24 protein-coding genes are annotated in these 25,539 nt (G+C 71.2%); 11 read left to right on the top strand and 13 right to left on the bottom strand.

The window, feature by feature from the left end; all coding sequences use genetic code 11:
• Positions 1–145 precede the first annotated feature (145 nt).
• On the top strand, positions 146–547 hold the full coding sequence (locus QFZ58_RS26535; RefSeq protein ID WP_307127412.1) for a hypothetical protein: 402 nt from the start codon (positions 146–148) through the stop codon (positions 545–547).
• A gap of 57 nt (positions 548–604) precedes the next feature.
• On the opposite strand, the gene QFZ58_RS26530 is transcribed toward QFZ58_RS26535, so the two are convergent.
• From QFZ58_RS26530 to coxB, 4 genes are all read right to left on the bottom strand, one after another.
• Positions 605–1,858: an Ig-like domain-containing protein gene (locus QFZ58_RS26530; RefSeq protein WP_307127411.1), complete on the bottom strand. Its 1,254-nt coding sequence runs from the start codon at positions 1,856–1,858 to the stop codon at positions 605–607.
• Between the two features lie 127 nt (positions 1,859–1,985).
• Complete coding sequence (locus QFZ58_RS26525; RefSeq protein WP_307127410.1) at positions 1,986–2,384, bottom strand: cytochrome c oxidase subunit 4; 399 nt, start codon at positions 2,382–2,384, stop codon at positions 1,986–1,988.
• Positions 2,381–4,117, bottom strand: coding sequence for a cytochrome c oxidase subunit I (ctaD, locus tag QFZ58_RS26520; RefSeq protein WP_307127409.1), 1,737 nt, complete (start codon positions 4,115–4,117; stop codon positions 2,381–2,383). Before ctaD ends, QFZ58_RS26525 begins: the two co-directional genes overlap by 4 nt.
• The gene (gene coxB, locus QFZ58_RS26515; protein ID WP_307127408.1) at positions 4,114–5,082 is read right to left on the bottom strand and encodes a cytochrome c oxidase subunit II; all 969 of its coding nucleotides are present in this window, start codon (positions 5,080–5,082) and stop codon (positions 4,114–4,116) included. The genes ctaD and coxB overlap by 4 nt, the downstream gene beginning before the upstream one ends.
• A 272-nt stretch (positions 5,083–5,354) precedes the next feature.
• On the opposite strand from coxB, the gene QFZ58_RS26510 reads away from it, so the two are divergent.
• Complete coding sequence (locus tag QFZ58_RS26510; protein WP_307127407.1) at positions 5,355–6,737, top strand: cysteine desulfurase/sulfurtransferase TusA family protein; 1,383 nt, start codon at positions 5,355–5,357, stop codon at positions 6,735–6,737.
• 7 nt (positions 6,738–6,744) lie between these two features.
• Here QFZ58_RS26510 and QFZ58_RS26505 read toward each other — a convergent pair whose 3' ends face one another.
• Positions 6,745–7,719, bottom strand: coding sequence for a carbohydrate kinase family protein (locus QFZ58_RS26505; protein WP_307127406.1), 975 nt, complete (start codon positions 7,717–7,719; stop codon positions 6,745–6,747).
• A gap of 158 nt (positions 7,720–7,877) precedes the next feature.
• On the opposite strand from QFZ58_RS26505, the gene QFZ58_RS26500 reads away from it, so the two are divergent.
• Together QFZ58_RS26500 and QFZ58_RS26495 are read left to right on the top strand one after the other, a co-directional pair.
• A complete protein-coding gene (locus QFZ58_RS26500) occupies positions 7,878–8,075 on the top strand; it encodes a hypothetical protein (RefSeq protein ID WP_307127405.1) in 198 nt (65 codons plus the stop codon).
• A gap of 142 nt (positions 8,076–8,217) precedes the next feature.
• Positions 8,218–9,663: a hypothetical protein gene (locus tag QFZ58_RS26495; protein WP_307127404.1), complete on the top strand. Its 1,446-nt coding sequence runs from the start codon at positions 8,218–8,220 to the stop codon at positions 9,661–9,663.
• A gap of 91 nt (positions 9,664–9,754) precedes the next feature.
• On the opposite strand, the gene QFZ58_RS26490 is transcribed toward QFZ58_RS26495, so the two are convergent.
• The gene (locus QFZ58_RS26490; protein ID WP_018103583.1) at positions 9,755–10,111 is read right to left on the bottom strand and encodes an iron-sulfur cluster assembly accessory protein; all 357 of its coding nucleotides are present in this window, start codon (positions 10,109–10,111) and stop codon (positions 9,755–9,757) included.
• Between the two features lie 221 nt (positions 10,112–10,332).
• On the opposite strand from QFZ58_RS26490, the gene nadA reads away from it, so the two are divergent.
• Positions 10,333–11,520, top strand: coding sequence for a quinolinate synthase NadA (gene nadA / locus QFZ58_RS26485; RefSeq protein ID WP_307127403.1), 1,188 nt, complete (start codon positions 10,333–10,335; stop codon positions 11,518–11,520).
• Positions 11,521–11,734: 214 nt separating this feature from the next.
• Here the strand turns inward: nadA and QFZ58_RS26480 are convergent, their stop codons facing one another.
• From QFZ58_RS26480 to QFZ58_RS26460, 5 genes are all read right to left on the bottom strand, one after another.
• Entirely contained in the window at positions 11,735–14,890 is a 3,156-nt protein-coding gene (locus QFZ58_RS26480) for an efflux RND transporter permease subunit (protein ID WP_307127402.1), read from the bottom strand.
• A gap of 184 nt (positions 14,891–15,074) precedes the next feature.
• Positions 15,075–15,764: a response regulator transcription factor gene (locus tag QFZ58_RS26475; RefSeq protein ID WP_307127401.1), complete on the bottom strand. Its 690-nt coding sequence runs from the start codon at positions 15,762–15,764 to the stop codon at positions 15,075–15,077.
• On the bottom strand, positions 15,761–17,032 hold the full coding sequence (locus QFZ58_RS26470; protein ID WP_307127400.1) for a sensor histidine kinase: 1,272 nt from the start codon (positions 17,030–17,032) through the stop codon (positions 15,761–15,763). Before QFZ58_RS26470 ends, QFZ58_RS26475 begins: the two co-directional genes overlap by 4 nt.
• Positions 17,033–17,175: 143 nt before the next feature.
• Positions 17,176–17,454 carry a hypothetical protein gene (locus tag QFZ58_RS26465; protein ID WP_307127399.1) on the bottom strand — a complete coding sequence of 93 codons (279 nt, stop codon included), beginning with the start codon at positions 17,452–17,454 and terminating at the stop codon, positions 17,176–17,178.
• A gap of 10 nt (positions 17,455–17,464) precedes the next feature.
• Positions 17,465–18,247: a PspA/IM30 family protein gene (locus QFZ58_RS26460; RefSeq protein ID WP_307127398.1), complete on the bottom strand. Its 783-nt coding sequence runs from the start codon at positions 18,245–18,247 to the stop codon at positions 17,465–17,467.
• Between the two features lie 297 nt (positions 18,248–18,544).
• Between QFZ58_RS26460 and QFZ58_RS26455 the strand changes: the two genes are divergently transcribed.
• From QFZ58_RS26455 to QFZ58_RS26445, 3 genes are all read left to right on the top strand, one after another.
• Complete coding sequence (locus QFZ58_RS26455) at positions 18,545–19,144, top strand: DUF3043 domain-containing protein (protein ID WP_307127397.1); 600 nt, start codon at positions 18,545–18,547, stop codon at positions 19,142–19,144.
• Positions 19,145–19,203: 59 nt separating this feature from the next.
• Complete coding sequence (locus QFZ58_RS26450; protein WP_307128997.1) at positions 19,204–19,938, top strand: bifunctional 2-polyprenyl-6-hydroxyphenol methylase/3-demethylubiquinol 3-O-methyltransferase UbiG; 735 nt, start codon at positions 19,204–19,206, stop codon at positions 19,936–19,938.
• Between the two features lie 74 nt (positions 19,939–20,012).
• On the top strand, positions 20,013–21,098 hold the full coding sequence (locus QFZ58_RS26445) for a S1C family serine protease (protein ID WP_307127396.1): 1,086 nt from the start codon (positions 20,013–20,015) through the stop codon (positions 21,096–21,098).
• Positions 21,099–21,177: 79 nt separating this feature from the next.
• On the opposite strand, the gene QFZ58_RS26440 is transcribed toward QFZ58_RS26445, so the two are convergent.
• The gene (locus QFZ58_RS26440; protein WP_307128996.1) at positions 21,178–21,381 is read right to left on the bottom strand and encodes a hypothetical protein; all 204 of its coding nucleotides are present in this window, start codon (positions 21,379–21,381) and stop codon (positions 21,178–21,180) included.
• 85 nt (positions 21,382–21,466) lie between these two features.
• Between QFZ58_RS26440 and QFZ58_RS26435 the strand changes: the two genes are divergently transcribed.
• The gene (locus QFZ58_RS26435; protein ID WP_307127395.1) at positions 21,467–22,669 is read left to right on the top strand and encodes a bifunctional adenosylcobinamide kinase/adenosylcobinamide-phosphate guanylyltransferase; all 1,203 of its coding nucleotides are present in this window, start codon (positions 21,467–21,469) and stop codon (positions 22,667–22,669) included.
• A gap of 114 nt (positions 22,670–22,783) precedes the next feature.
• Positions 22,784–23,884 (top strand): nicotinate-nucleotide--dimethylbenzimidazole phosphoribosyltransferase, encoded by a 1,101-nt coding sequence (gene cobT / locus QFZ58_RS26430; protein WP_307127394.1) that lies wholly within the window; start codon positions 22,784–22,786, stop codon positions 23,882–23,884.
• Positions 23,885–23,886: 2 nt separating this feature from the next.
• Here cobT and QFZ58_RS26425 read toward each other — a convergent pair whose 3' ends face one another.
• The gene (locus QFZ58_RS26425) at positions 23,887–24,654 is read right to left on the bottom strand and encodes a hypothetical protein (protein ID WP_307127393.1); all 768 of its coding nucleotides are present in this window, start codon (positions 24,652–24,654) and stop codon (positions 23,887–23,889) included.
• A gap of 85 nt (positions 24,655–24,739) precedes the next feature.
• Here QFZ58_RS26425 and QFZ58_RS26420 point away from each other — a divergent pair, with 85 nt between their 5' ends.
• A complete protein-coding gene (locus tag QFZ58_RS26420; RefSeq protein ID WP_307127392.1) occupies positions 24,740–25,519 on the top strand; it encodes an adenosylcobinamide-GDP ribazoletransferase in 780 nt (259 codons plus the stop codon).
• Positions 25,520–25,539: the final 20 nt, after the last annotated feature.

Genomic DNA, 25,539 nt, shown 5'->3' with positions numbered 1-25,539 from the left:
TCGGTGTGTCAGTGGCGTGTGTCCTCATCGAACGGCCCAGTGAATCGCTGTCATTACCGGTGCTGACACGCTGTCCGCCGGAGTACGATCCGCCCATCGGTTCATGCCCCGAGAGCCCCGAAGACACAGATGTCACGGAGGAACAATGCAGCCGACCGCCACGGTCCTGGTCTACAGCGACGACGCCAACACCCGTGAGCAGGTGCGGCTGGCAGCCGGTCGCAGGCCTGCGGCGGACGTGCCGCAGGTGGAGTTCCTCGAGTGCGCCACGCTGCCGGCCGTCCTGAGCGCGCTGGACCGCGGTGGTGTGGACGTCTGCGTCCTGGACGGGGAGACGGCTCCCGCGGGCGGCATGGGCGTCTGCCGGCAGATCAAGGACGAGATCTTCGACTGCCCGCCCGTGCTGCTGCTGATCGGACGCCCGCAGGACGCCTGGCTGGCCACGTGGAGCCGCGCGGACGCCGCCGTGACCCATCCGGTGGACCCGGTCGGCTTCGCGGACGCCCTGGCGGGTCTGCTGCGCCGCAGCCCGGCCGTACAGGCCTGACGGTCCCCGCGGGCGCGGGCGGCCTCCGGTCGCGCGGCGCAGCACTCCCCGGCCGGATCAGACCTGGGGGCTCAGCCGCGCCGTCCGGACGTTCGTGCCCGCGTCCGGCGTGCCGCTCCGCAGCGCGCTGCCCTTCTGCCAGGCGTCCCAGCCCAGGTTCCAGTCGCCGAAGCCGTTGTCGAACGGGGTCATCGTCTCGCCCGCGCTGCCGACGACCTTGACGATGTCACCCTCGCGGACGGTCTCGAAGAACCATTGGGCGTCGGCGTTGCTCATGCCGGTGCAGCCGTGGCTGACGTTGGCGCTGCCCTGCGAGCCCGTGGACCAGGGCGCCGCGTGGACGTACTCGCCGCTCCAGGTGACCCGTGTCGCCCAGTAGACCGGCAGGTCGTAGGACTCCGAGGAGCCGGAGGCGATGCCCACGGTCTCCCCGCGCATACGTACGAACTGCTCCTTCGCCAGCACGACCTTGACGCCGTTGCGCGTGTCGAAGCCGGGTTTGCCGGTGGTGACCGGGATGGTGTTGATCACTTCTCCGTTGCGGAGCACGGTCATCGAGTGCTCGGAGGCGTCGGTGACGGCTTCTATGCGGTCTCCGGTCGTGAGCTTCAGGGATTTCGCGACGCCACCGTAGAGGGCGTTGGTGACCTTGATGCCCTTGAGGTTGCTGCGTACGTCGATGGTCGCGTCGGCGGGCCAGTACTCCTGGGGGCGGTAGTGCAGGGTCTTGTCGTCGACCCAGTACCACGAGCCGGTGACCGCGGGCGTGGAGCGGACCTGCAGCCCGCGCTCCACGGTGGCCCTGGCGGCCCGGTCCGTGACCGGAGCGCTGAGTTCCGCCGTGATGGGCTGCCCGACGCCGTACGTGCCCGCCTGCGGGCCGAAGGCGACCTTCAGGAACTTCTTCGCCGAGGTCGTGCCGAAGGCGTACGTACGGCTGCCGGGAGCCCCGTCGTCGTTCTCCGTCGTGACCTTGACGGTGTACCGGGTACCGGCCGCCAGGGAGGTGGTGGAGTGCCACCGCTTCCCGTCGGCATCGAGTTCACCCGCCAGGTGGCGGCCCTCCGTGTCGACGGCCGTCACGTCCGTGATCGTGACGTCGTCATCCCTGGCGGTGACTTCTATCGGCTTGTCGGGGTCTGCTTTCGCACCCTTGCGGGGACCGTTGAAGGCCAGCGTGCCGGCCGCGTCGTACGGCTTCAGCGACAGCGGATGGCCATCGGGCTCGCCACAGGCGGTCGCACCTGCGACGAGGCTCACGACCAGCAGGGTGCAGCTCACTACGGGGCGGATGCGCGGCGTGTGGTTCATGAACCCACGCTAAGAAGATTCATCCGATCCAGCGCGTTCAATGACTGCAAACGGGGGCCCTGCCCGCTCGTCGCCGAGTGGGCAGGGCCCCCGTGAGGGTGATGCGGCCGTCCGTGGACGGCGGGTCTCACTGGGTGCGGTTCTCACCGCGGTAGTACTCGAAGACCCAGCCGAAGAGGCCGATCAGGAGCAGCGGGGCCGCGAAGTAGGCCAGCCACCAGCCGAAGACGACCCCCAGGAAGAGGAAGGCGCCACCGATCGCCAGGGAGAGCGGCTGCCAGCTGTGCGGGGAGAAGAAGCCCACATCGCCGGCCTCGTCCGCGACGTCGGCCTCCTTGTTGTCCTGCGCCATCGCGTCGACCCTGTTGGCCGTGAAGGACAGGTAGAAGCCGATCATGATGGCCAGGCCGAAGGACAGCACGAGCGCGGTGGTGCCCACCGGCTCCTTGGACCACAGGCCGTACGTGATGGCCATGGCCAGCAGGAAGACACTCAGCCAGACGAAGAGCTTGCCTTGGATCTTCACTTGCCGGCCTCCTTGCCGCCGACGAGGACCTTGTCACCGTCGGAGAGGTGATCCAGCTGCTCCAGCGCCGCGATCTCCGGGTGGTGCAGGTCGAACGCCGGGGATTCGGAACGGATCCGCGGCAGGCTGAGGAAGTTGTGCCGCGGCGGCGGGCAGGACGTGGCCCATTCGAGCGAACGGCCGTAGCCCCACGGGTCGTCGACCTCGACCTTCTTGCCGTACTTGGCCGTCTTCCAGATGTTGTAGAAGAACGGCAGCATCGACAGGCCGAGCACGAACGAGGAGATCGTCGAGATGGTGTTCAGCGCGGTGAAGCCGTCGGCGGCGAGGTAGTCCGCGTAACGACGCGGCATGCCCTCGGCTCCGAGCCAGTGCTGCACCAGGAACGTGCCGTGGAAGCCGACGAACAGCGTCCAGAACGTCATCTTTCCGAGGCGCTCGTCCAGCATCTTGCCGGTGAACTTCGGCCACCAGAAGTGGAATCCGGCGAACATCGCGAAGACCACGGTGCCGAAGACGACGTAGTGGAAGTGCGCGACGACGAAGTACGAGTCGGAGATGTGGAAGTCCAGCGGCGGCGAGGCCAGGATCACGCCGGTCAGACCACCGAAGGCGAAGGTGATCAGGAAGCCGACCGACCAGAGCATCGGTGTCTCGAAGGACAACGACCCCTTCCACATCGTGCCGATCCAGTTGAAGAACTTCACACCGGTCGGTACCGCGATCAGGAAGGTCATGAACGAGAAGAACGGCAACAGCACACCGCCCGTGACGTACATGTGGTGCGCCCACACCGTCACGGAAAGGCCGGCGATGGCGATCGTCGCGCTGATCAGACCGACATAACCGAACATCGGCTTGCGGCTGAACACCGGGATGATCTCGGAAATGATTCCGAAGAACGGTAGAGCGATGATGTACACCTCTGGATGGCCGAAGAACCAGAAGAGGTGTTGCCAGAGCAATGCGCCGCCATTGGCCGCATCGAAGATATGTGCGCCGAATTTACGGTCGACCTCCAGCGCGAAGAGCGCGGCGGCCAGCACGGGGAAGGCCAGCAGGACCAGCACACCGGTCAGCAGGACGTTCCAGGTGAAGATCGGCATACGGAACATCGTCATGCCGGGGGCACGCATGCAGATGATCGTGGTGATGAAGTTGACCGAGCCGAGGATCGTGCCGAAGCCCGAGAAGGCCAGACCCATGATCCACATGTCGGCACCGACACCCGGCGAGCGGACCGCGTCCGACAGCGGGGAGTAGGCGAACCATCCGAAGTCGGCCGCACCCTGCGGGGTGAGGAAACCGGCCACGGCGATGATCGAGCCGAAGAGGTACAGCCAGTAGGCGAACATGTTCAGCCGCGGGAACGCCACGTCGGGCGCGCCGATCTGCAGCGGCATGATCCAGTTCGCGAAGCCGGCGAACAGGGGCGTCGCGAACATCAGCAGCATGATCGTGCCGTGCATCGTGAACGCCTGGTTGAACTGCTCGTTCGACATGATCTGCGTACCCGGACGGGCCAGCTCTGCGCGCATGAAGAGCGCCAGAAGCCCACCGATGCAGAAGAACGCGAACGACGTGACCAGGTACATCGTGCCGATCGTCTTGTGGTCAGTGGTGGTCATCCACTTGACTACGACACTCCCCGGCTGCTTGCGCCGCACCGGCAGCTCGTCCTCGAACGAGTCGTCTGCTGCCGCGGCACCCTGGGATTCATTGAGGATGCTCACAGTTTGTTCGTCTCCGCATTCCTGGCCGGGTCCGTCTGCTCGATGCCTGCCGGCACGTAGCCCGTCTGACCCTTCTCCGCCAGCTCCTTGAGGTGCTGCTGGTAACGCTCGGGAGAAACGATCTTGACGTTGAAGAGCATCCGGGAGTGGTCGACGCCGCAGAGCTCGGCGCACTTACCCCTGTACGTGCCCTCCTTCTTCGGCGTGACCTCGAAGGAGTTGGTGTGGCCCGGAATGACGTCCTGCTTCATGAGGAACGGCACCACCCAGAAGGAGTGGATGACGTCACGCGAAGTCAGGACGAAGCGGACCTTCTCGCCCTTCGGCAGCCACAGGGTCGGGCCCGGGTTGCCGTTCTGCGGGTTACGCGTACCGGGGATGCCCACGTCGTAGACGCCGCCGGCGCCCTCGGGGAAGTCCTTGCGGTACTTGTCGGGGATGGCGTCGAGTTCCTTCGGGACCTCGCTGCCGGTGGAGGGCTGGCCCTCCACCTTCTCGATGTAGTTGAAGCCCCAGCTCCACTGGTAGCCGACCACGTTGATCGTGTGGGCGGGCTTCGGAGTGAGCTGGAGGAGCTTCGATTCGTCGCGCGCGGTGAAGTAGAAGAGCACCGAGACGATGATGAGGGGGACCACTGTGTACAGCGCCTCAATGGGCATGTTGTACCTGGTCTGCTGAGGTACCTCCACCTTGGTCCTGCTACGCCGGTGGAAGATGACGCTCCAGAGGATCAGCCCCCAGACAAGGACACCCGTGGCGAGCGCTGCCGCCCACGAGCCCTGCCAGAGGGAGAGGATCCGAGGGGCCTCTTCCGTTACCGGGGTGGGCATTCCGAGGCGGGGGAAATCCTCCCAGTTGTATGAACAACCGGAGGCCGTCGCCAGGACCAGGCCCGCAGTCAGCACCTGCGGCAGCTTCCGCCGCATCGGGCGCCGCGACGAGCGGTCGGAGCCGTTGGGACTCACGTAGCGCCTTCCCGAGAGTCTCGCCCGCACGGTCGGCGCGGCCGTCTCGCTTGGTCGGTCGCCGGCCCTGACGCGGGCAGGGGTTTGGATGTTTATGCGGACCAAACCCTACTGGACGCTATTTGGGGTCGCGCGGGGAGGGTGCCCAACGCGCCGCCCGGCACCCCGAAGGGGTGGAATCCGGCCCTCCGGCCGCCATCTGACGCCCCCTCTCCCCGGCCTCGGGGCAGTCCGTCCCTGGCCGGCGCCCCGGGGAGAGCTAGCGTGGCGGTGTGCCCTACTTCGATGCCGCCTCATCCGCCCCCCTTCATCCCGTCGCCCGTCAGGCGCTGCTTGCCTCCCTGGACGAGGGCTGGGCCGATCCGGCCAGGCTGTACCGCGAGGGACGGCGGGCGGGAATGCTGCTGGACGCCGCCCGTGAGACCACGGCGGAGGCCGTCGGCTGCCGCCCCGACGAGCTGGTCTTCACTTCCTCGGGGACCCGGGCGGTGCACTCGGCAATTGACGGGGCTCTTTCCGGCCGTCGGCGTGTCGGGCGCCATCTGGTGGTTTCCGCGGTCGAACACTCGTCGGTGCTCCACTCGGCCGAGGCGCTGGAGGCGGCCGGCGGCTCGTACACCGAGGTGCCGGTGGACCGGTCCGGGGCGGTGGACCCCTCGGCGTACGGGAGGGCGCTGCGCGCGGACACCGCGCTGGCCTGCCTGCAGTCCGCCAACCACGAGGTGGGGACCGAGCAGCCGGTGGCGCAGACCGCCGAGGCCTGCGCCGCGGCCGGCGTGCCGCTCCTGGTGGACGCCGCTCAGTCGCTGGGCTGGGGGCCGGTCCCCGGCCGCTGGTCGCTCCTGGCCGCGAGCGCCCACAAGTGGGGCGGGCCGGCGGGTGTCGGTCTGCTCGCCGTACGCAAGGGGGTCCGCTTCGCCCCGCAGGGCCCGGCCGACGAGCGGGAGTCCGGGCGCGCCGCCGGGTTCCAGAACATTCCGGCGATCGTGGCGGCGGCGGCCTCGCTGCGTGCCGTGCGGGCCGAGGCGGCGGCGGAGTCCGTGCGACTGCGCGCCCTGGTGGACCGCGTCCGGGCGGCGGTGGGCGCCCTGGTGCCCGATGCGGAGGTGGTCGGCGATCCCGTGCGGCGGCTGCCGCATCTGGTCACCTTCTCCTGTCTCTATGTCGACGGGGAGACCCTGCTCCATGAGCTGGATCGGGCAGGATTTTCCGTTTCGTCCGGTTCTTCCTGCACGAGCAGCACCCTGACGCCCAGCCACGTCCTCAGGGCGATGGGTGTGCTCACCGAGGGGAACATCCGCGTGTCGCTCCCGGCCGGGACCACCGGGGCCGAGGTCGACCGCTTCCTGGAGGTGCTGCCGGCCGTGGTGGCGGAGGTACGGGACAGGCTCGGCGTACCCGCGCCGGCCGCGCCCTCCCCCGCCCCGCAGGCCTCGCTGGTCGTCGACGCACTGGGCAAGCGCTGCCCGATCCCCGTGATCGAACTCGCAAAAGTGATCGGAGGGGTACCCGTGGGCGGGACGGTGACGGTGCTCGCCGACGACGAGGCCGCCCGTCTCGACATTCCCGCCTGGTGCGACATGCGCGCCCAGGAGTACGTGGGAGAGGAGCCGGCGGAACGAGGCTCGGCCTACGTGGTCCGCCGGCTCCTGTGAACGCCCGTCAGGAGAGGTGCGCCCGCACCTCGGTCGCCGCCTCGTCGCCGTAGGCCTTGGTGAAGCGGTCCATGAAGTGGGTGCGGCGCAGCGTGTACTCCTGGGTGCCGACCGTCTCGATGACCAGGGTCGCGAGCATGCAGCCGACCTGCGCGGCCCGCTCCAGGCCCACGCCCCAGGCGAGGCCGGAGAGGAAACCGGCCCGGAAGGCGTCGCCGACGCCGGTCGGGTCGGCCTTCTGCTCCTCCTCCGGGCAGCCGACCTCGATCGGGTCGTGGCCGGCATGCTCGATGCGCACCCCGCGGGCGCCGAGGGTGGTGACGCGGTGGCCGACCTTGGAGAGGATCTCCTCGTCGCTCCAGCCGGTCTTGGACTCGATGAGGCCCTTCTCGTACTCGTTGGAGAAGAGGTAGGTGGCGCCGTCGAGGAGGATCCGGATCTCCTCGCCGTTCATCCGGGCGATCTGCTGCGAGAAGTCCGCGGCGAACGGGATGCCGCGCGAACGGCACTCCTCGGTGTGGCGGAGCATCGCCTCGGGGTCGTCGGCGCCGATCGAGACGAGGTCGAGTCCGCCCACGCGGTCGGCGACGCTCTTGAGCTCGATCAGCCGGGCCTCGCTCATCGCGCCCGTGTAGAAGGACCCGATCTGGTTGTGGTCCGAGTCCGTCGTGCAGACGAAGCGCGCCGTGTGCAGGACCTCGGAGATCCGTACCGAGCCGGTGTCGACGCCGTGCCGGTCGAGCCAGGCGCGGTACTCGTCGAAGTCGGCCCCGGCGGCACCGACCAGGATCGGCCGGGTGCCGAGCACGCCCATGCCGAAGGCGATGTTGGCGCCGACGCCGCCGCGCCGCACGTCCAGATTGTCGACCAGGAAGGAGAGCGAGACCGTGTGCAGCTGATCCGCGACCAGCTGGTCGGCGAATCGTCCGGGGAAGGTCATCAGGTGGTCGGTTGCGATGGAGCCGGTGACTGCAATGCGCACGGGAAGCTGCTCCTGCGGAAGGCGGAGGAACACCTGGGCGTGGCCTCCGGGACGGCGTGACAGTTCACGCTACCCGGTCGAGCCGCGAGGCTCGAAAGGGGAAAACTACCCGATAGTAGGTCTTTCTCACCGAGCCCTACCGTGCGTACGGTGCGGATATGTCGAACAACATCGCTCCGCGTGAGTCCGAGATGAGCCTGGCCGAGCTGCGCGGCGACTGCGCGCGGATGGCTCCGCACTGGGTCGTCCCCGCGAAGAGTGTCACGAAGCCGGTCGCACCGTCCCTGATCCACGGCGTCACGGTGCCGCCTTCCTCCGCGCGGCTGATCGACGCCACGGCCGAGTACGGGGACTGAGCCCCGGCCCAGGAGGCTTCCCGGCGGCCCTCGCGCGCGCACCCGGTGGAACCGGGCGCTCACCCGTTCCGTCCCACCGTTGTCCCCGTCCGGGGGCCAGGCGATGAGCCGGTGGCGGCTGTGCAGGTGAAGGAGCGATCCGGTGAGCACCGAGCGACCCGAGAATGACGTGACCGCCACCCGGCGGCGGTCGCCGTACGCCGTGGCGTCGGTGGCGGCGGCCGTACTGCTGGCCGGGGGCGGTGGCGCGTACTGGGCCACGACCGCTTCGGGCGATCCGGGCCCGGGCACCGGCCGCTCCGCCCCGGCGGACTCCAGGGCGCCCCTGCTCTCCCTGGACCTCCCGGCGGACAGCCCGTCGGCGCCGCCGCAGGGCATCGCCCCGGGCGAGCCGGATCCGCATGGCAGCGGGGTCGTCTACCGCGCCGCCGGCGACCTGCCCGACGGCCCCGGGACGGCGGCCGTCCACCGGGCCTCGGGCACGGTGACAGCGGCCGAGGTCGCCCGGCTCGCGAAGGCACTCGGGGTGCGGGGCACCCCGCACACGGACGGTACGGCCTGGAAGGTGGGCAGCGACGGGGACGGCTCCGGGCCCCTTCTGAGGGTGACCGAGCAGGCGCCCGGCTCATGGACCTTCGCGCGGTACGCCTCCGGCGGCACGGACGACTGCGCCTCCGTCGCGGCCTGCGACAAGCCGGGCCGCTCCACGGAGTCCGGGTCCCCGGTCGGGGAGAAGGCCGCCGAGGCCGCCGCGGCGCCGGTCCTCGAGGCCGTGGGACAGGAGGACGCGGCGCTCGACGCGCGCGGGCTGATGGGTTCCGTACGGGTGGTCGACGCCGACCCCGTGGTCGGCGGGCTGCCGACGTACGGCTGGTCGACCGGCATCCAGGTGGGCCCCGGGGGCGAGATCGTCGGGGGCAGCGGGCAGCTGAAGGGCCTGCACAAGAGTCACAGCTATCCGGTGGTCGGCGCCGACGACGCCCTGAGGCAGCTGAACGCGGAGAACCGGCACGGCGCGAAGAGCGGTATCGGCGGCTGCGCGGCCCCCGTGCCGCTGGAGGGCGACCTCACCGCGCCGGGGACCGGGTGCGCATCGGCGGACGGGAAGCGGCCTGCCACCACCCTGACGGTCGAGAAGGCGGTACTGGGCCTCGCCCCCCGGCGCTCGGACGGCGAGCAGGTGCTCGTTCCGTCCTGGCTCTTCTCCGTGCGGCCGGAGGGCGGCGGGCCCCAGGAGACCGTCGTCCGGGTGGCGGTCGACCCGGACCACCTGGCGAAGGAAGAGACCCGGCCGACCCCGGAGCCCACACAGGATCCACAGGGCGAGGGCGCGAGTCTCATCGGATACAGCGCCGACGGGCGGACGCTGGAGGTGACCTTCTGGGGCGGTGTGTGCGGCGAGTACACGGCGCACGCCACGGAGAGCGGCAGCACGGTCCGGGTCACGGTCACCGCCTCGAAGCCCGACCCCGAGGAGGTCTGCATCATGATCGCCGAGACGCAGACCCGGACGGTGACGCTGGACGCACCGCTGGACGGGCGCGCGGTGGTCGACGGGACGTCGGGCGCCGCGGTGCCGCGCGGCTGACGGACCCCGCGCCCGGCCTGCCGCACACACGGCGACGGCGGCGCTCCCGGCACTGAATGCCGGGAGCGCCGCCGTCGGCGTGCGGGTGGGCTCAGCTGAAGGAGTCACCGCAGGCGCACGAGCCCGTGGCGTTCGGGTTGTCGATCGTGAAGCCCTGCTTCTCGATGGTGTCCACGAAGTCGACGGAGGCGCCGCCCAGGTACGGAGCGCTCATCCGGTCGGTGACGACCTTGACGCCGTCGAAGTCCTTCACGACGTCGCCGTCGAGCGAGCGCTCGTCGAAGAAGAGCTGGTACCGCAGGCCCGAGCAGCCTCCGGGCTGTACGGCGACGCGCAGCGCGAGGTCGTCACGGCCTTCCTGCTCCAGCAGGGCCTTGACCTTGGCTGCGGCGGCGTCGGACAGGAGGATGCCGTCGCTCACGGTGGTGGTCTCGTCCGATACGGACATCTGCTTCTCTCCCGGGTTTGTCGGACTGCTTGCCGACGGTCCAACCATCGGGGCCGCGGATTCATTCCGGGCCAGGCGCGTATCTGTTCCCTTCATGCTCGCACACCGCCTCCACCCGGGGATGCGTCACATCGACACGATCGGCATCGTCAATCTGACGTGAAGCGGCTATGATAGATAACGTCAATTAGACGAAAAGGCTCGTTCGCAGAAAAGAAAGGGTGCGTGTCGTGACCACCGCCCAGCCCCTGGATGTCCAGCCGACGCCCCTCGCCCTGCTTCTGCTGGGCCGCGAGGCCGACCCGCGGAGCGAGCGCGGCGTCGAGTGCCCCGGCGACCTGCCCTCCCCCTCCGACCCGGACCTGGTGGAGCGCGCCCGCGCCGCCAAGGAGAAGCTCGGGGACAAGGTCTTCGTCCTCGGCCACCACTACCAGCGCGACGAGGTCATCCAGTTCGCGGACGTCACCGGCGACTCCTTCAAGCTCGCCCGGGACGCGGCGGCGCGGCCCGGGGCCGAGTACATCGTCTTCTGCGGTGTGCACTTCATGGCCGAGTCGGCGGACATCCTCACGGGTGACGACCAGAAGGTCGTGCTGCCGGACCTGGCGGCAGGGTGCTCGATGGCCGACATGGCCACGGCCGAGCAGGTCGCCGAGTGCTGGGACGTGCTGACGGAGGCGGGCGTCGCCGGCCAGGTCGTGCCGGTCTCGTACATGAACTCCTCCGCCGACATCAAGGCCTTCACCGGCCGGCACGGCGGCACGATCTGCACCTCGTCCAACGCGAAGCGGGCCCTGGAGTGGGCCTTCGAGCAGGGCGACAAGGTGCTCTTCCTGCCGGACCAGCACCTGGGCCGCAACACGGCCGTCCGGGACATGGGCATGAGCCTGGAGGACTGCGTCCTCTACAACCCGCACAAGCCGAACGGCGGACTGAGCGACGAGGAGCTGCGGAACGCGAAGATGATCCTGTGGCGCGGGCACTGCTCGGTCCACGGGCGCTTCTCGGTGGAGTCCGTCAATGACGTGCGGGAGCGCATCCCGGGCGTCAACGTGCTGGTGCACCCCGAGTGCAAGCACGAGGTCGTGGCGGCCGCGGACCAGGTGGGCTCGACGGAGTACATCATCAAGGCGCTGGAGGCGGCTCCGGCCGGCTCGAAGTGGGCGATCGGCACGGAGCTGAACCTGGTGCGCCGGCTGGCGAACCGTTTCGCCGCCGAGGACAAGGAGATCGTCTTCCTCGACAAGACGGTGTGCTTCTGCTCGACGATGAACCGGATCGACCTGCCGCACCTGGTGTGGACCCTGGAGTCGCTGGCCGAGGGCAAGCTGGTCAACCGGATCCAGGTCGACGCCGAGACGGAGAAGTACGCGAAGCTGGCGCTGGAGCGGATGCTCGCGCTGCCGTAGGGCTGCGGGAGCGGACCTCGCTCGCGGGCGGGGCCCGCGGACGGGGACCGGGCCACGATGCCAGGCCGGACCCGCCCCGGACCAGCTCCCCTGAGGGGTTCGACGTGTCCCCGGGACGCCAGGGGCCCGGGTCCGGGTCACGGTTCCTGACAGCAGAAGGCCCCCGATGCCGTGGTGCGGCATCGGGGGCCTCTGCCGTGGCGGCCGGGTGCCGTCAGGCCTTCGCCGGCTCCGGCTCGTCGGAGGAGGCTTCCTCCGACGCTGCGGAGGCCGTCACGCCGGACCTGGCCGACCGCTTCGCCGCCTTCTTCTTCGCGCGGCGCTCCTTGCGGAGCTCGACCATCGCGTAGAGCGTCGGCACCAGGAGCAGGGTCAGCAGCGTGGAGGTGATCAGACCGCCGATCACCACGACCGCCAGCGGCTGCGAGATGAAGCCGCCCTCGCCCGTGACGCCGAGCGCCATCGGGAGCAGGGCGAAGATCGTCGCGAGTGCCGTCATCAGGATCGGGCGCAGACGGTGACGGCCGCCCTCGACGACGGCTTCGACGACGCCCATGCCCTGCGACCTGTACTGGTTGATCAGGTCGATCAGCACGATCGCGTTGGTCACCACGATGCCGATCAGCATCAGCATGCCGATCATCGCCGGGACGCCCATCGGGGTGCCGGTGATGATGAGGAGCCCGAGGGCGCCCGTCGCGGCGAAGGGGATGGAGACCAGCAGGATCAGCGGCTGGATGAGCGACCGGAAGGTGGCCACCAACAGGATGAAGATGATCGCGACGGCCGCCAGCATGGCCAGGATCAACTTCGTGTTGGCCTCGTCCTGCTCCTGGGTGACACCGCCGATGGTCGCGGTGGCGCCCTCCGGAAGGTCCAGGGCGTCGAGCTTCTTCTGGAGCTCCTTGCTGACCGCGCCGGTGTCGTCGATGGTCGGCTTGGCGGTGACCGTCGCGGCACGCTGGCCGTCGATGCGGGTCATCGTGACCGGGCCGGGCACCAGTTCCACGTCGGCGACGTCGCCGAGCTCCACGGGGCCGAGCGGCAGGGCCTTCAGCTCGGCCGTCGTGGTGGCCGGGTGCGAGGACTTGACGACGACGTCACGCTCGGTGTCGTCCATGACCGCCTTGCCGGACGGGGTGCCGCGCACCGCCCCCGCCACCACTCCACCGAGAGTGGTCTGGTCGAAGCCGGCGGCCGCCGCCCTGTCGTTGGCCTTGACGGAGATCCGCGGGACGCTCTGGGCCAGGTCGCTCTGGACGTCCGTGACGTCGTCGAGCTCCGTGACCTCGGTGCGCACCAGTTCGGAGGCCTTCTTCAGGACGTCCGGGTCGGCGGCCTTGACGGTGACGCTCAGATCCTGGGAGCCGAAGCCGCCGCTGGAGGCAATCGTCGTGTCGCCGATGCCGTCGAGCGCGCCGAGGGCCTCGTCGATCCGCTGACCGGCGGCGTCGAAGTCCGCCGAGTCCTTCAGGGTGATCTGGTAGGAGGCCTGGTTGGCTCCCGTACCGCCGCCGAAGGCCGCCATGAAGCCGGAGGAGCCGACGGTGACCTGGTAGTCCCCGACGCCCTTGTCGGCGGCGAGGACCTTCTCGACCTTGCGCGCGGCCTCGTCGGCCGCTTCCAGGCTGGTGCCGGGGGCCAGCTCCTGCTTGAGGGAGATGACCTCCTGCTCACCCGGTTCGAACAGGGTCGTCTTCAGCAGGGGCGTCATGCCGAGGGTGCCGAACAGGACCACGAAGGCGATGACGACGCTGGTGACGCGGCGCCGGGTGGCGAAGTGGAGCACCGGCACGTAGATCCGCTGGAGCCGGCTGGCGGCTTCCTTCTCCTCGGCCTGGCGGCGCACCTCGTCCGGATTCTCGGCGGTGCCCTCGGGAGCCCGCAGGAACCAGTACGAGAGGACCGGGACGACGGTCAGCGAGACCAGCAGGGAGGCCAGCAGGGCCGCCGTGACGGTGAGGGAGAACGAGCCGAAGAGCTGGCCGACCATCCCGCCGACCAGGCCGATGGGCAGGAAGACCGCGACCGTGGTGAGCGTGGACGAGGTGATCGCCCCGGCCACCTCCTTGACCGCGGTGATGATCGCCGACTGGCGCTCCTCGCCGTAGCCGAGGTGCCGCTTGATGTTCTCCAGGACCACGATCGAGTCGTCGACGACGCGGCCGATCGCGATCGTCAGCGCGCCGAGCGTGAGCATGTTCAGCGACAGGTCACGGGTCCACAGCACGATCAGTGCGAGGACGACGGAGAGCGGGATGGAGACCGCGGTCACCAGCGTCGAGCGGATCGACGCGAGGAAGACCAGGATGACGACGACGGCGAAGAGCAGGCCGAGCGCGCCTTCGGTGGTCAGGCCGGAGATCGCCTTGGAGACGGCCGGGCCCTGGTCGGAGACCACGGTCAGCTCGGCGCCGGCGCCGAGATCCTCGCGCAGGCCGGGGAGTTTGTCCTGGACGGCGTCCGAGATGGCGACGGCGCTGCCGTCCTTGTCCATCGTCGCCATGACGGCGAGGCTCGGCTCGCCGTTCGTCCGGGTGATGGAGACGGCGGTGGAGGGCTCCTGCTTCACCGTGGCGATGTCCCCGACGCGGACCGGCTTCCCGGCTTTGCCGGTCGCCGGGTTCTGGGCGGAGACCCTCAGGTCCTCGATCTGCCGGAGCGAGGTGAACGAGCCGCCGACCTGGACGGTGCGGCTCTTGCCCGACTCGGAGAAGGAGCCGGCGGGGACGGTGGCGCCGCCGGCCTGCAGGGCCCGGGCCAGCGAGGCGGCGTCCATTCCGGCCGCCGCGAGCTTCTTGTCGTCGGGGACGACGGAGACCTGGAGGTCCTGGACACCGTCCACCGCGACCTGGCCGACACCGTCGATGTCCTCGAGCGCGGGGACCACCGTGCGGTCGAGCTGATCGGCGAGCGCCTGCTGGTCCTGGTCGGAGGTGACGGCGAGGACGACGGCCGGGATGTCGTCCGTCGAACCGGCGATGACCTGCGGGTCCACGTCCTCGGGCAGCTGGATGCGGGCGCGGTTCACCGCCTGCTGGATGTCGGCGACGAGCTGCTTCGTGCCTTCGTCACCGAAGTCGAAGCTCGCCATGACGACGGCGTTGCCCTCGCTGGCGGTGGAGGTGACGCCCTCGACGCCGTCGACGGCCTTGATGGCGTTCTCGAGGGGCTCGACGACCTGCTTCTCGACCACATCGGGGGACGCACCCTCGTAGGGCGCCAGCACCGACACCATCGGCAGTTCGATGGTGGGCAGCAGCTGCTGCTTGAGCTGCGGGATCGCGATCGCTCCGAAAACGAGCGCGACGATCGAGATCAGCCCGATCAGGGCCCGTTGTGCGAGGCTGAATCTGGACAGCCAGGACATGGGTGGGTCTCTCTTCTGTGGCGTACGCGGCAGATAGGCGGCTGCTCGCACAGCAATGCGGCGATCAAGGGGACACAGCCCGCCCACCTATACGATCGCCGGTCCGCGGGACGGAATCGTCGGCCCCCGGGTTGCTTTCTCACCACGCGCATACCGCAGCTGGAGTAGTCCGGATCTCCACCCGTTACTCCACCCTGGGACGCACCAGGCCCGATTCGTACGCAATGACGACCAATTGGGCACGGTCTCGCGCACCCAGCTTCGCCATCGCCCGGTTCACATGCGTCTTGACGGTGAGAGGGCTGACGACGAGCCGCTCCGCGATCTGGTCGTTGGAGTGCCCGCCCGCGACCAGGACGAGCACCTCGCGCTCGCGCCCGGTGAGCGCAGCGAGCCGTTCGGAGTACCGGGCGGCGTCCGGCCCCCCGTCCGTGCTGTCGTCCTGCGCGAGGAAGGTCGCGATGAGGCCCTTGGTCGCGACCGGGGAGAGCAGCGCCTCCCCGGCGGCGGCGACCCGGATGGCGTTGAGCAGCTCCTCGGGTTCGGCGCCCTTCCCCAGGAAGCCGGAGGCCCCCGCGCGCAGGGCCTGCACCACGTACTCGTCCACCTCGAAGGTGGTGAGCATGACGATGCGCACCCCGGCCAGATCCGGGTCCCCGCTGATCGTCCGGGTGGCGGTGAGCCCGTCGGTGCCGGGCATCCGGATGTCCATCAGGACGACGTCGGCGCGCGTCGAGCGGGCCAGCGCGACAGCCTCCGCGCCGTCCGCGGCCTCTCCGACGACGTGCATGTCGGGCTCCGAGTCGACCAGCACCCGGAACGCGCTGCGCAGCAGCGCCTGGTCGTCGGCGAGCAGCACCTTGATCGGTGTCATGAGCGTCCCCCCGCCCCCTCCGTCGTGCCCGGTACCTCCGGCCCGTCCGCGCGGGGCATGACGGGCAGGATCGCATGGACGCGGAACCCGCCGCCGTACCGGGGACCCGCGGTGAGGGTGCCGCCGAGGGCGGTGACGCGCTCCCGCATGCCGACGAGTCCGTGGCCGCCGCCGTCGTGCTCCGCGGGGCACGACGCGCCCGCGCCCGCGCCGTCGTCGAGCACGGTGACCTCGGCCGTCGCCCCCACCCGTACGACGCTCACCTCGGCCTTCGCCCCGGCGCCCGCATGCTTGCGCACGTTGGTCAGGGCCTCCTGGATGACACGGTAGGCCGCGAGATCCACGGCCGCGGGCAACGGGTTGTCCGGGTCCGTGCAGGCCACCTCGACGGGGAGTCCGGTGTTGCGGAACGTGTCGATCAGCGCGTCGAGGACGGCGAGTCCCGGTGCCGGTTCCGTGGGCGCCTCCGGGTCGCCGGACTGGCGCAGCAGCCCTACCGTGGCCCGCAGCTCGCCCAGGGCGGAACGGCTGGCCTCGCGTACGTGCGCCAGCGCCTCCTTCGCCTGGTCCGGGCGCTTGTCCATGACGTGTGCGGCCACCCCGGCCTGCACGTTGACCAGGGCGATGTGGTGGGCGACGACGTCGTGCAGGTCCCGGGCGATCCGCAACCGCTCCTCGGCGACCCGGCGGCGGGCCTCCTCCTCGCGGGTGCGTTCCGCCCGCTCGGCCCTTTCCCTGATCGCGTCGACGAACGCCCGCCTGCTGCGCACGGCGTCCCCGGCGGCGCAGGCCAGCCCGGTCCAGGCGAGGACACCGACGTTCTCCTGGCTGTACCAGGGCGACGAACCGACCACCATCGCGGTCAGGGTCAGCACCGCCATGGTCAGCAGGCCGACCCGCCAGGTCGTGGGGCGGTCGGTACTGGCAGCGACGGTGAAGAGCGCGACGACCGCGCTCATCACGACGGGGGCGGGCGGGTCCATCAGGACGAACTCGGCGGCGGACAGCAGTCCGGTCGCGGCCAGTACGGTCATGGGCCGCCGCCTGCGCAGCACCAGGGCCGCCGCGGCGAGCACCATCAGGAGGACGCTCCAGGCCCCGGGGGTGCGCTCACCGAAGATGGGCCGCCCGTGACCCGGGTCCGGCTCGGCGAACGACGCGCAGACCATGCAGGCGAGCACGGCGGCGGCGAGCGCCCCGTCGAAGGCGAGGGGATGGCCGCGCAGCCAGCGGCGGACGCGTACGAGCCCTGTTCCGAGGGTGGTCACCCCCAGAACGGTACGGCGTGCCGTAGCCGGGCCGGCCCGGCGCCGTACGGATGCGGCCCCGGAACCGGCCCGGTACAGCGCCGTGCCCCGCACCGGTGGGGCCGGGGCGGGGCACGGCGGGGAGTGTGGAGCGGGCTTCCCCGTCAGCCGGGGATCAGCCCCCCGTCGCCGAGCATGGCGCGCACCTCTTCGAGGGTGGCGTCCGGCGCCGGCAGGATGAGCCCGGACGGCTCGAGGGAGTCGTCGGGCAGCGGCGAGCCGAGCTCGCGCACCTTGTCCAGGAGCGCGTGGAGTGTGGTGCGGAAGCCGGGTCCGTCACCGCTCTCCATCTCCGCGAGCAGTACGTCGTCGAGCTTGTCCAGCTCGACGACATGGCTGTCGGCCAGTTCCACCTGGCCCTCCCCCATGATCCGTACGATCATGACGCCGCCCTCACTGCTTGTCGAACTTGTGCGGGGCCTGCTGCGACTGCGGTGCCGCGTCCTGCGCACCGCCCTCGATGGCCTGCTGCTGCGCGGACGGGCCGCCGGCCAGCTCCGCCTTCATGCGCTGCAGTTCCAGTTCTACATCCGTACCACCGGAGATCCGGTCCAGCTCGGCGGCGATGTCGTCCTTCGCCGTCCCGGACGGGTCGTCCAGGGCGCCGGAGGCGAGCAGCTCGTCGATGGCACCGGCCCGCGCCTGGAGCTGCTGGGTCTTGTCCTCGGCCCGCTGGATCGCAAGGCCGACGTCGCCCATCTCCTCGGAGATCCCGGAGAAGGCCTCGCCGATCCGGGTCTGCGCCTGGGCGGCGGTGTAGGTGGCCTTGATGGTCTCCTTCTTCGTACGGAAGGCGTCGACCTTGGCCTGCAGCCGCTGCGCCGCGAGGGTGAGCTTCTCCTCCTCGCCCTGGAGCGTCCGGTGCTGCGTCTCCAGGTCGGTGACCTGCTGCTGCAGGGCGGCTCGCCGGGACAGCGCCTCGCGTGCGAGGTCCTCCCTGCCGAGAGCGAGCGCCTTGCGCCCCTGGTCCTCCAGTTTGGTCGACTGGCCCTGCAGCTGGTTGAGCTGCAGTTCGAGCCGCTTGCGCGAGGTCGCCACATCGGCGACGCCGCGACGTACCTTCTGCAGCAGTTCCAGCTGCTTCTGGTACGAGTAGTCGAGGGTTTCGCGCGGGTCCTCGGCCCGGTCAAGGGCCTTGTTGGCCTTCGCGCGGAAGATCATTCCCATACGCTTCATGACACCGCTCATGGGCTTCGCGCGCCCCCTTCTGACGGACTGAGCTCCGGCACTCCAACAGAACCCACAGTACGGGCCCTGTCTCCATTACCGCACTGTTCGGGCCCGGATGTGCTCCTACCCAAGGACGACTGCCGCCGGTGACCGCTCCCGCGCAGGGAGTAGACGAACATCAGGGAAAGACGTCGGCATCGTCCGTTCTGCCCCTGTCGGGACACCTTTCAGGACGCAGGCCGTTGCCGGATCGTTCCCGCCCGGTCCGCTGCCGCCCCGATCGACCCCGTACCCTTGGGCTTTGTGTTCCGTAGCCGTTCCAAGGAAGAGAAGGCCCCCACCGGCAAGGTGACGGCGGACCTCTCCAAGCAGCCCCGCGACCCTCAGGCTCCCAAGGGTCGCCCCACCCCCAAGCGCAGCGATGCCCAGACGCAGCGCAGGCGTGCCTCGAGCGGCACGCCGGCCGATCGCAAGGAGGCCACGAAGCGTCAGCGCGAAGCGCGCCGCGCGGACATGGCACGCCAGCGTGAGGCACTCGCGTCGGGCGACGAGCGTTATCTGCCGGCACGTGACAAGGGGCCCGTGCGGCGCTTCGTCCGTGACTTCGTGGATTCGCGCTTCTGCATCGCGGAGTACTTCCTGCCGCTCGCGGTGATCATCCTGATCCTCAGCGTGATCCAGGTCCAGAACATCCAGAACATCTCGCTGCTGCTCTGGCTCGGCGTGATCGTGCTGATCGTGGTCGACTCCATCGGCCTCGCGTTCCGGCTCAAGAAGCAGCTGGCCCAGCGCTTCCCGGACACCCCGAAGCGCGGCGCCGTGGCCTACGGCCTGATGCGCACGCTCCAGATGCGCCGACTGCGGCTTCCGAAGCCGCAGGTCAAGCGGGGAGAGCGGCCCTGAGCACGGAGGCCTCCGGCTTCACGGGCGGTTCCTCCCAGTGGCTGGCCGGGCTCGGCGGCCTGCGCAACACGGTCCGCCAGGAGCTCGTCGCCCGGCAGCTGGACGAGCAGATAGCCGCCCGCTTCCCTGTGGGGCGGCGGCTGCGGGTGCTCGACGTCGGCATGGGCCAGGGCACACAGGCCCTGCGCCTGGCGCGGGCCGGGCACACGGTGACCGGCCTGGAGTCGGACGGCGAGATGCTGGGGACCGCGCAGGACGCGCTCGCGGGCGAACCCGAGGGCATCCGGGAGCGCGTGCGGTTCATCGAGGGCGACGGCCGGGACACCGGGGTGCACTTCCTGCCCGGCAGCTTCGACGTGGTGCTCTGCCACGGCGTACTGATGTACGTCTCCGAACCGGATCCCATGCTGGCCGGACTGGCCCGGATGCTGGCGCCGGGCGGGCTGCTCTCGCTGCTCGTACGGAACGCCGACGCGCTGGCGATGCGCCCCGGGACCGCGGGCGACTTCGGCGCGGCCCTGGCCGCGTTCGACACGGACACGTACAGGAACAGGCTGGGCCTCGACGTGCGGGCCGACCGGCTCGGCGCGCTGACGGCCACCCTCGCCGGTATCGCCGCCCCGCTGCACACCTGGTACGGCGTACGGGTCTTCACCGACAACGTGAGCAACGAGTCCCCGCTGCCGGACGCTGACGAGCTGGCCCGTGTGCTGGCAGTGGAGGACCGGGCGGGGCGCACGGATCCGTACCGCGGGGTGGCGGCGCTGCTGCACCTGTGCGGCGTACGCGGCTGAGAGGCCGCCGCCCGTACGTCTGATCGGCCCAACAGCACAGGCCCCGGGGCCCGGGCCCTGGCGATACTCCGGGCATGGACGCATCCCCCTCCCGCGGCCGGCGCCGCGGCCCGGCCCGCCGCTCCTCGCTGTCCCTGGCCGCCGGCGTCTGCGCGCTCGCCCTGGCGTTCGGCTGCGCCGGCCCGTCCCCCTCCCCCTCAGGCGCCCCCGTGCAGCCGAACGCGGTGTCCCAGGGCACGGTCGATCTGGAGGAGCGGTACCAGACCGTCATCAACGACGTGCTGCCCTCCGTCGTGCAGGTCGCCACCGGCGACGGTCTCGGCTCCGGCATCGTCTACGACGGCAAGGGCCATATCGTCACCAACGCCCATGTCGTGGGCGGCGCGAAGTCCTTCGAGGTCACTGTCGCGACCGGCGAGAAGGCGCTCAGGGCCTCACTCGTCTCGTCCTACCCGGAGCAGGACCTGGCGGTCATCAGGCTGGACGACGTCCCGGACGGGCTCAAGGCCGCGGACTTCGGCACGGCCGACGAGGTGCAGGTCGGGCAGATCGTCCTGGCGATGGGCTCGCCGCTCGGCCTCTCCAGCAGCGTCACCCAGGGCATCGTCTCGGCCCTGGGCCGGACCGTCAGCGAGAGCCGCGGGGGCGGTGGCACGGGGGCGACGCTCGCCGACATGGTGCAGACGTCGGCGGCGATCAATCCGGGCAACAGCGGCGGCGCCCTGGTCAACCTCGAGAGCGAGGTGATCGGCATCCCCACCCTCGCGGCGACGGACCCGGAGCCGGGAGGCAGCGCCGCACCCGGGATCGGGTTCGCCATCCCGGTCTCGACGGTCCGGAAGGTCGTCGACCAGATCATCGAGAACGGCAGGGTCACGGATTCGGGCCGGGCCGCGCTGGACATCACGGGCCGTACGGTCGTCGACGACGACTACCGGCCGGCCGGGGTCGCCGTCGTGACCGCCGGCGAGGGCGGGGCGGCCGAGAAGGCGGGCCTGCGGGCGGGGGACGTCATCACACGGGTGGGCGACAGCCGCATCACGACGATCACCTCGCTCTCGGAGGCCCTGGCGGCCCACAAGCCGGGCCAGAAGGTGCAGGTGACGTACGTCCGCTCGGGCGCGGAGAGGACGGCGGAGGTCACGCTCGGAGAGATCTGACGGACCCGGCCGCACCCGGGCGGCACGCGGCCTCACGGCGGCGGCCCGCCACCCGGGGGCGGATGGCGGGCCGGGGGGCCTATTCGGCCTGGAGGCTCATCGGGCCGTAGATCTTCTTCGCGTCCTCGAACAGCGTCACCTGGTCGGCGCCGCCCTCGAGGAGCTCCTTCCAGAACTCACCGATCCAGGACTCCGCGTCGCCCTGAGTCGTGAACTCCTCCGGCTGCAGCGCCGGCTCCGTCTCCGTACCGTCGGACTTCTCGAACCGCCACGTCCACGCCATGTCCGCCTCCTGGGTCACGTTGCTCCCCGCAGCCTAGTGGGTGCCCGGGCGCGCAGGGGCAGCATGGACACGGGAGGATCAGACCGTGGAACTGACTCTGCTCGGCACCGGAGCCCCCGACGGGCTGCCGCGGCCCGACTGCCCCTGCGCCGCGTGCGCGTCGGCCCGTGGTGCGCGGGCGCGCGCCGCGACCGCCCTCCTCGTCGACGACGCGCTGCTGCTCGACCTCACCCCGGGCGCCGTGTTCGCCGCCGCCCGGGCGGGACATTCGCTGGCGGGCGTGCGGCAGGTGCTGCTGACCCACCCTCATGACGGGCCCGCGGTGGAACTGCCCGCCTCGCTCCCTCCCGCTGGGCGGGTCCCCGACGGCCAGGAGCTGACGCTGATCAGCGGGCACCGCGTCCGGGCCGTGGCGATGGACGCGCCCGGCACCGGGTACGAGGTGACGTCGCCGGAGGGCGAGCGGCTGCTCTACCTGCCGCCGGGTGCCTCCCCCGCCGGCCTGGCCGACCGGGTGCCGGAGCCGTACGACATGGTCGTCGGCGATGTGATCGGGCGGCCCGACGCCGTGGCCCGGCTGCGGGCGGTGGAGGCCGTCGGGCCGGGCACCGAGGTGATCGCCGTCCATCTGGACCACGACGCGCCGCGGGGTGACGAGCTGGACCGCAGGCTGGCGGCGGGCGGGGCGCAGGCCGTGCCGGACGGCACGACGCTGCCGGTGGGCGAGTACCACGCCGTGCCGGTCGTGCCCCGGCGCACGCTCGTGACGGGCGGGGCCCGGTCCGGGAAGTCCCTCGAGGCCGAGCGGCGTCTGGAGACGTTCCCCGAGGTGGTGTACGTGGCCACGGGCGGCCGGCGGGACGGCGACAGGGAATGGGCGGACCGGATCGGCGTGCACCGGGAGCGCAGGCCGGCCGCGTGGCGCACCGAGGAGACGTGCGAGCTGACCGGACTGCTGGAGGCGGACGGCCCCCCGCTGCTGATCGACTGCCTGTCGCTGTGGCTGACGGACGCGATGGACCGGGCGGACGCGTGGGACAGCGCCCTGTGGGCGGACGGCGGGGAGGACGCGCTGCGCGCCCGGGTCGCCGAACTGGTGCGCGCGGTGCGCGGCACGCGCCGCACGGTCGTCGCCGTGACCAACGAGGCCGGCTCCGGTGTGGTCCCCGCGACACCCTCCGGGCGACGCTTCCGTGACGAACTGGGCCGTCTGAACGCGGCGTTCGCAGCCGAGTGCGAGCACGTCCTGCTCGTCGTCGCGGGGCAGGCGCTGGTGCTGCGGGACTGAGGCCGGGGCAGGTGCGCGGGCCCGGGGCGCGCGGGGGCAGGCGGGTACTGTTCCGCAAGGAGCCCGGGGCCGGGCTCCCCGCCCACCATGTGACGACCCGCGAGGCAGACCCCCGTGAATCTGGACGACTTCTCCGACCTGATCGAGCGCCCCGACGGGGGCGTACGACGTGACGCCGAGGAACGCCGGGAGCGGCTGGCCGTCGCGCCCGGCGCGCTCGGCCGGCTCGACGAGCTGGGCGAGTGGCTGTCCGCCGCCCAGCAGGCGGTGCCCGTCAAGCCCGTCGACCGGCCGCGTGTGGTGCTTTTCGCCGGTGACCACGGGGTGGCGGAGCTGGGGGTGTCCGGCCGGGCGGCCGGCAGTGCGCACGAGCTGGTGCGGGCCGCTCTGGACGGCGCCAGTCCCGTCGCCGTGCTGGCACGCCGCTTCGCCGTCCCGGTACGCATCGTCGACGCCGGTCTTGACTGCGACCCGGAGCTGCTGCCCGAGGCGGTCGTACGGCACCGGGTGCGGCGCGGCAGCGGCCGTATCGACGTCGAGGACGCGCTGACGGCCGAGGAGGCCGAGCAGGCCGTACGGCTGGGGATGCGGATCGCCGACGAGGAGGCCGACTCCGGCACCGATCTCGTGGTGCTGGGTGATCTGAGCGTCGGCGGTACGACGGCGGCCTCGACCCTGATCGCGGCCCTGTGCGGCACGGACGCCTCGGTCGTGACGGGGCGTGGCGGAGCCGGCATCGACGATCTCGCGTGGATGCGCAAGTGCGCGGCGATCCGGGACGCGCTGCGCCGGGCCCGGCCGGTGCTCGGTGACCAGCTGGAGCTGCTGGCCGCGGTGGGCGGGGCGGATCTGGCGGCGACGACCGGTTTCCTGCTGCAGAGCGCGGTGCGCCGGCTGCCCGTCGTGCTGGACGGTGTGGTCTCGGCGGCCTGTGCGCTGGTGGCCCAGCGGGCGGCCTTCCGGGCGCCGGACTGGTGGCTGGCGGGTCAGGTGAGCGGCGAGCCCGCCCAGGCCAAGGCGCTGGACCGGATGGCGCTGACGCCGCTGCTGGACCACGGGGTGACGGTGGGTGAGGGGAGCGGGGCCCTGCTGGCGCTGCCGCTCGTCCAGGCCGCGGCGGCGCTGGCCGCCGAGCTCCCGGAGCGTCCGGCCGGCGAGGAGCCTTCCGGCGGGGAGACGCCCGGTGAGGCGGAGCCCGCGCAGAGCAGCGTCTGAGCTCAGTCTGCGGGGCCCGGGCCGGGCAGCTGTGTCCGGTCCGGCGCGCCGCCGATCATGTCCTGGAACCTGCGGCGCGGTCCCGCCCACCGCACGTCGTGGTGGTAGGCGCGCAGTACCGCTCTGGACCGGGCCCGGTGGCGGCGCCGGTAGAAACGCTTCGCCCACGGGGAGACCGGCCGGGCCAGCCGGAGGGCGCCGACCAGAGCGATGAACGGAACGAGTGTGCCGATCACCGCCATGCGGGCCTTGCCCTTGAACAGGGAGATCAGGACGAAGCCGAAGTTGACGCAGTACGTCACGACGACGCTCAGCCTGCCCTGCTCCTCGTCGCCGCTCAGTTCGTCCACCCCGAGCGGCGAGAAGCCGGCGAGGACGAGGACGACCAGCGAGGCGGTGAGGACGACGACCTCCACGCTCTGGCGGCCCTCCTCGGTCCAGTAGACGTCGTCGAGGTGCAGGATCAGCGCGAACTCGTCGAGGACGAGGCCGGCCCCCATGCCGAAGACGACGGCGCAGATGCCGGCGGCGACACCGTGCCGGCCACTGGCCACCGCGCCGAACCCGCCGACCACCGAGAGCACGACGCCCGGCACCACGTGGTGGACGTGCACGCCGCCGGGCGTGACGTTGCGGAAGGGCCCCTTGCCCGCCCTGATCATCCGGGTGATGACACGGGTGACGGCGAAGGTGAGCAAGAAGGCGCTCAGGGCGAGCAGCAGCGGCAGTTTGCCCGGCTCGACGATGTTCTGGTGAAGCCAGTGACCCATGCCACCTACTCCCGACGTCCGCTGTGCGGCTTTTGTTGCGATGCGCACAACCTAACGCCGACCGGCACCGGCTAGCCTGCCCGCGGTGACCTCCCTGAACAGCCACGGCCTGCGTTTCGCCTTCGGCACCCTGACCGTGCTCCCCGTCCGGGTCTCGCGCTGGGACCGTGAGGCCGCCCGCGCCGGCATGCTCTGCGCCCCGCTCGCCGGGCTCGTCGTGGGGCTGCTCGCGGCCGTGCCCGGGACGGTGCTCCTGCTGGCCGGATCGGGACCCCTGCTCGCGGCGGTCGCCTCGGCCGCGCTCCCCGCCGCCCTCACCCGCGGCCTGCACCTGGACGGTCTGGCGGACACCGCGGACGGGCTCGGCAGCGCCAGGCCCGCCGAGGAAGCGCTGCGCGTCATGAAGCAGTCGGACATTGGTCCGTTCGGTGTGATCACGCTGCTGTTCGTCCTGCTCGCCCAGGTGGCCGCCCTCTTCGAGCTGTACGGCCGGGACTGGGCGCACGGTGCGCTGGGGGCGGTGGCCGCCGCGGCCGTCGCCCGGTCCGCGCTCACCCTCGCCTCCCGCCGCGGCGTGCCGCCGGCCAGGCCGGAGGGGCTGGGTGCCGCGGTGGCCGGCACCGTGCCGCCCGGCGCCGCGGCGGGCGTCGCGGTGGTGGTGGTCGCGGGCTGCGCCGGGGCCGGTGCGCTGCTGGGCGGCTACGGAGCCCTGTGCCACGGCCTCGCCGCCCTGGCCGGTCTGGGGGCCGCGGGGCTGTTGCTGCGGCACTGCGTGCGGCGCTTCACCGGGGTGACCGGCGATGTGTTCGGGGCGCTGGCGGAGACCGCCGCCACCGCGGTCCTGGTGGTGCTGGCCCTGGGGTAGGCCGCGGCCGGGGCGCCGCC

It is taken from the genome of Streptomyces sp. B1I3 (assembly GCF_030816615.1).
Taxonomy (GTDB): Bacteria; Actinomycetota; Actinomycetes; order Streptomycetales; family Streptomycetaceae; genus Streptomyces.
Note: the sequence above shows the minus strand (reverse complement) of the source record. Positions and strands in the feature narration are given on the sequence as shown.

Coding starts and splice junctions, on each gene's coding strand:
- QFZ58_RS26460 (WP_307127398.1), bottom strand. CDS start 18,247: ATGAAGCGTATGGGAATGATCTTCCGCGCGAAGGCCAACAAGGCCCTT.
- QFZ58_RS26530 (WP_307127411.1), bottom strand. CDS start 1,858: ATGAACCACACGCCGCGCATCCGCCCCGTAGTGAGCTGCACCCTGCTG.
- QFZ58_RS26425 (WP_307127393.1), bottom strand. CDS start 24,654: ATGGGTCACTGGCTTCACCAGAACATCGTCGAGCCGGGCAAACTGCCG.
- QFZ58_RS26475 (WP_307127401.1), bottom strand. CDS start 15,764: ATGACACCGATCAAGGTGCTGCTCGCCGACGACCAGGCGCTGCTGCGC.
- QFZ58_RS26490 (WP_018103583.1), bottom strand. CDS start 10,111: ATGTCCGTATCGGACGAGACCACCACCGTGAGCGACGGCATCCTCCTG.
- QFZ58_RS26535 (WP_307127412.1), top strand. CDS start 146: ATGCAGCCGACCGCCACGGTCCTGGTCTACAGCGACGACGCCAACACC.
- QFZ58_RS26480 (WP_307127402.1), bottom strand. CDS start 14,890: ATGTCCTGGCTGTCCAGATTCAGCCTCGCACAACGGGCCCTGATCGGG.
- QFZ58_RS26500 (WP_307127405.1), top strand. CDS start 7,878: ATGTCGAACAACATCGCTCCGCGTGAGTCCGAGATGAGCCTGGCCGAG.
- QFZ58_RS26440 (WP_307128996.1), bottom strand. CDS start 21,381: ATGGCGTGGACGTGGCGGTTCGAGAAGTCCGACGGTACGGAGACGGAG.
- QFZ58_RS26445 (WP_307127396.1), top strand. CDS start 20,013: ATGGACGCATCCCCCTCCCGCGGCCGGCGCCGCGGCCCGGCCCGCCGC.
- QFZ58_RS26465 (WP_307127399.1), bottom strand. CDS start 17,454: ATGATCGTACGGATCATGGGGGAGGGCCAGGTGGAACTGGCCGACAGC.